We start from the raw sequence: 4,394 nt of genomic DNA on the forward strand, positions 1-4,394 counted from the left end.
CTTCGAAATCTGTTGCATGTTCTTTGGTATCTTCAATCGCAATTCTAATTTGATTTTTCCATGATGCTTTTACATCTTCTGCTTTATCCATAATGTTTTGTTCTGCCTGTGTGTAGCGTATTTGTGCCTGAACGTCAGGAATCGACAAATTATGACTTTTACAGACTTCATCGTTTGCCTGTCTGATGTCTTTTAATGCCTGTTTGTTGTTATAAAATTTTTTACCTGTATCAAGGTCAATTGAATTAATCACAATATGGTTGTGTACATGTTCTGTATCTTCATGGGTATAAATCGCAACTTGATGATTCGGGGCAATTTTCTCGGCTAATTCTAAACCGAGTTGATTACACTGTTCTGGCGTCACTTCGCCCGGTTTAAACGACTGAATAACTACATGCCCTTGATTACCCCCTGTTTTGTCGTAAAGCTCTCTCGTGGCTTTAAAAGCCGATTTAGCGTAATCCACATCGCAATTCAAACCACTTTTTTCTACTGCTCGCTTTTCTGCGTAATTAATCGCTCGACTTGTTGATTTTGAGCTGCTTATTTTAGCCGTTGCCATATATCATCAAGCCTTTCTTTAAATGATTTAATGTGTTTGTCCAAAGCATGATAGTTAGGTGATTCATCTTTATGTTGATTGCAGTATTTAGCTAATTGATTCACGTTCGCACCTAACTTCCCTAAATCTTTAGCAATCGATTGTCGCGTCTCTTTATCCAATTTGGGCGCTACCAATCGACTTCCCTGTGCCTTTTTCTTAACGAAAGAAGCCACACTCATATTCAAAGTTTCGGCAGATGACCTTAACTTTTCATATTCGGATTCACTCACACGAAAGCTAATTTGTTTCGGCTCTTTGCGGTCGGGGTTTTGGTTTTTCCCGACAGCATTATCGCTCGACAAATGATCATTGTGTTCGTTCACAATCCCACCACCTTTACTACGTAAAATAATAAATAATTCTTAGTTAACATTATATCATAATATTAACTCCTCATCATTTATTTAGTGGTTTGGCAAGCACTGAAAAGTATAGCCACTTCGTGCCAATATTTTCTTGCTTGTTGGGGGAAACGCCCCCAATCCCCCTGTGATTTTTTCTGCGAAAAAATAGCAAATACAAGTGAGTATTTGCTAAACCATTACGCTCAAAAATGTGAGCGTATCAAATGAGTAATCACTAAATAAACTTTTATAGTTTATTATTAGTAATTACTCAAAAATACATTCCACCTATGTTATAGTATTTACTAAGTAATAACTCAATAAAATAAGACTATTTTATATGAGTAATCATTTAGTAAAAGGTGGAATAAAAATGCCAAGTCAAGACCAAAAAAAAGCCAAAACAATAAATATCAATTTAACCGAAGAAGAGTATGAAAAAGTAAGAGCTTTAGCTCAAATCAGAGATTTAAATCCAACAGCTTATACACGTTTAGCAGCACTAGGTAATCGAATAAAGCCAACCGTTATTGAAATGCCTAAAGAACAATTGACCATTGAAGATACTAACGAAGTTGAAACGTTGAAATCTGAAAATCAAGAATTAAAAGAGCAAAAAAAATATGATAATGAACGCATTGAAGTGTTAGATAGATTCATCAAGTATGTTAATGATAAGGGGTATATTGACTTTAAAGGCTATAAAGAGGATTTTGGTTTAATGCAAGCAATGGCAAATTATAGCGAAAGTAAAAATGTAAATGTGGAAAAAAATTGAAAGGAAATTAAAGATGAATAAAAAAAGCCCCACCGATCAGACGTGATGGTTGGGGCTTTTTTTATTCATCTTTGCTTTTGTTCATTTTCTCTAAAAACGCTCGGCGTTCTTCTTCTGTGTATTCTAAGGTTTCAGAATTACTTTGTTCATGTTGTTTATTTTTTAACCATTCTGGTGTCATCTCACGACTAGTATTATGCTTTGGTTTACCTACATTCGCCATATCAGGTTGTCGCTTGCTATGAATGCGTTTCTCAGGCTCGAAAGTAAATTCTACCCATTCAATTTTTCTACTTTTTTTTGCGCTAATCTTATTAATGTTAAGGTCTTTAAATATAGCCCCTAATTCTTTGATAATAGGGTTAAATACCCGTTTATTAATATCATTCATTTTATAAGATTTTGGAATATCTAAACGCTCTTTAAAATCTTCTATATCCATTTTTAAATAGCCAGTATGTTTATATTGCTTTAGATATCTAAACATATTTTTTGCATATGTTGATTTTAAATAAGTCATCTCTTGTAGTTCAAATTTAGTAAAATCTGACGTAATTGAATTTAATACATGCTTTAAATCATTATTAATACTAATACTTAGATATTCATCTTCTGCGTTTAATTCGTATGATGTAAATAATACAAACTTCTTGAACGATTTCCCGTTATGTTCTGTATATGTTAAGTTCAACATCTTATCGTATACATGTTCCAAATCTTTGATAAAACGTTCTTGTGAGCGTGAATAATAATTACTAAGATGTTTTAATTCGTCAAAAGGTATTTCTAATTTACGTGTGTCTTGCTCTTTAAGTTTGTTGCATAATGTAAAAAATAAGTCGACTTCTGTACTTGTGAATTTTCTTAAAGGTACTAAATTCATTTCATTTCGGTACACAACAGTCTCTCCAGTCATGTTATAATCACTCCTATACAGTATATATATCTTTTTAAAAGGGACTAATTAGAGGTTAGTCCCTTTTTTTATTTGTTAAAAACCATAATAAACCATAATAATACAATAATCAAGAATAGAAAGGGACGTTATAATATAAACGCCCACTGTCTGTTACAAAAAGTCCCTTTTGGTGTTACAAAAAGTCCCCTTTGGTGTTACAAAAAGTCCCTTTTGGTGTTACAAAAAGTCCCCTTTGCCATCTGAAACTCCTTCTCGCAGTAAGGCTAAAAGGGTGCCTAAAAAGGGTTTAAAAAGATTTTAAAAATATATTAAAAAGTTCCAGCCCAAAATGCACAAGTTCAAAACACTTAAAAACAATGTATAAATTCTAATCGAATTTATTTATATTTAAAAAACCTAAACCATTACTTTTTTGAAAAAAAGTAAAATCAAAAAACTTCTTGAACTCGCCGTTCAAACTGCAGGGAATTGGAGGTTGTCCAATTCCACTACAGTTAGTGTGGCGAGTAGTGAGAATGTATCAACTCCTTATACTCATTCACTTCGTTCATTCCGTTACCGTTGACACATACAAAAATAAGAGCCTAGAACCATGTTCTAAACCCTTAAATCATAATTAATAATCTTTAGATAATTTGTATTGCTTATAAGCTAAATAAACGATACAAACTTGAACGATTACTTGAGCTAAGTTTAATACAAGACTAATTCGTTTTTTTAATTTTTCACGGTTAGACATTTTTCCACTCCTTAACTTTATAAATACTATATACCCTTATTTTGAATTTTAAGGGGGTATTTAGAGCTTTTAGAAATCCTAGATACAAATACCTAGAATTTATTATCTAAAGCGTCTATGAACTTCGTACATGCCCACAGAATGAAGAATAATAATATAAACGGAATGAGATAGAATGAATAAGCTAAATATCTCCAAATAGATTCACCTTGAACAATTTGATCATGAATGGTCTCTGCATAACTATTAAGCATTAATATATCGCCTATTGGTCCAGTTATCAGTGATACTAGAGAGACAATTAAAACAACAAAAAATAAAGAAAATATGCCTTGATTCATTTTACTTAACGATTTGTTGTATTTACCTATCAATTTATCGTTATCTTGAAATTTACCTTCAAGTGTTTTTTTATATTCTTGTATTTCTGTTCTTGTCTGCTTATTACTTTCGATTACCCCATTCATAAGTGTTTTTGTATTGTTATCTATCTTTTTAAACTTATTGTCTAGGGCTTTTTGAAAGTCTTGTTCTTGATTATCGGTATTTATTTTATTTAAATATGCGTTAGCTACTGATTTATATCTCACATGCAAGTCATCGCTTGCTTGATTAAAGGTGGAGGTCGATTCCTCTATCTTTTTTATTAACTGATTGTGTTGTTCGACTCTCTTGTTCTCTTTGTCTTCTAAGTCTTTCATTCTCTGCATTAATGCGCTCATTTTCTCTTCGTTCTCGCTCGGATCTAAGTCGTCGTTCGTTTTCTTCTCTAAATTCGTCCCAATCTCCTTTTGTTGCTTTAAGATTTGGTCTAATTTCTCGTTGAGCTTGTTGCTTTCGTCTTTGTCTCTCAAGTCTAAAGCCATCGTCCAACTCCTCCTTGTCATAGTCATTACCAAGTTTACTGCCACGTACTTTTTTATCTTCTTCAAGATGTTTATAAGTTATGGTCTTATCCGTCACACGTGCGACTTCGACACCTTTTGGTTTAAGTAACTCGTTAAATT

6 protein-coding genes and 1 pseudogene are annotated in these 4,394 nt (G+C 32.6%); 1 reads left to right on the forward strand and 6 read right to left on the reverse strand.

The window, feature by feature from the left end:
* Both KA900_RS12610 and KA900_RS12615 read right to left on the reverse strand, forming a co-directional pair.
* Positions 1-565 (reverse strand): relaxase/mobilization nuclease domain-containing protein (locus KA900_RS12610; RefSeq protein ID WP_210139701.1); only part of this gene is annotated, 565 nt, incomplete at its 3' end.
* Complete coding sequence (locus KA900_RS12615) at positions 547-930, reverse strand: plasmid mobilization protein (RefSeq protein ID WP_150822977.1); 384 nt, start codon at positions 928-930, stop codon at positions 547-549. The genes KA900_RS12615 and KA900_RS12610, both read right to left, overlap by 19 nt.
* Before the next feature lie 394 nt (positions 931-1,324).
* Here KA900_RS12615 and KA900_RS12620 point away from each other — a divergent pair, with 394 nt between their 5' ends.
* Positions 1,325-1,729: a plasmid mobilization protein gene (locus tag KA900_RS12620; RefSeq protein ID WP_107360376.1), complete on the forward strand. Its 405-nt coding sequence runs from the start codon at positions 1,325-1,327 to the stop codon at positions 1,727-1,729.
* Between the two features lie 61 nt (positions 1,730-1,790).
* Here the strand turns inward: KA900_RS12620 and KA900_RS12625 are convergent, their stop codons facing one another.
* The 4 genes and pseudogenes from KA900_RS12625 to KA900_RS12635 form a co-directional block, all read right to left on the reverse strand.
* On the reverse strand, positions 1,791-2,645 hold the full coding sequence (locus KA900_RS12625) for a replication initiation protein (protein ID WP_210133589.1): 855 nt from the start codon (positions 2,643-2,645) through the stop codon (positions 1,791-1,793).
* A 619-nt stretch (positions 2,646-3,264) separates the two neighbouring features.
* The gene (locus tag KA900_RS14905; protein ID WP_281058969.1) at positions 3,265-3,387 is read right to left on the reverse strand and encodes a hypothetical protein; all 123 of its coding nucleotides are present in this window, start codon (positions 3,385-3,387) and stop codon (positions 3,265-3,267) included.
* A gap of 92 nt (positions 3,388-3,479) precedes the next feature.
* Positions 3,480-4,097, reverse strand: a complete 618-nt coding sequence (locus tag KA900_RS12630) for an MATE family efflux transporter (protein WP_210133590.1) — start codon at positions 4,095-4,097, stop codon at positions 3,480-3,482.
* Positions 4,000-4,394: pseudogene (locus KA900_RS12635) on the reverse strand (relaxase/mobilization nuclease domain-containing protein); the annotation flags it as partial. The pseudogene KA900_RS12635 and the gene KA900_RS12630, both read right to left, overlap by 98 nt.

This window comes from Staphylococcus sp. GDY8P120P, from assembly GCF_017892065.1.
In the GTDB taxonomy this organism is placed as follows: domain Bacteria; phylum Bacillota; class Bacilli; order Staphylococcales; family Staphylococcaceae; genus Staphylococcus; species Staphylococcus nepalensis.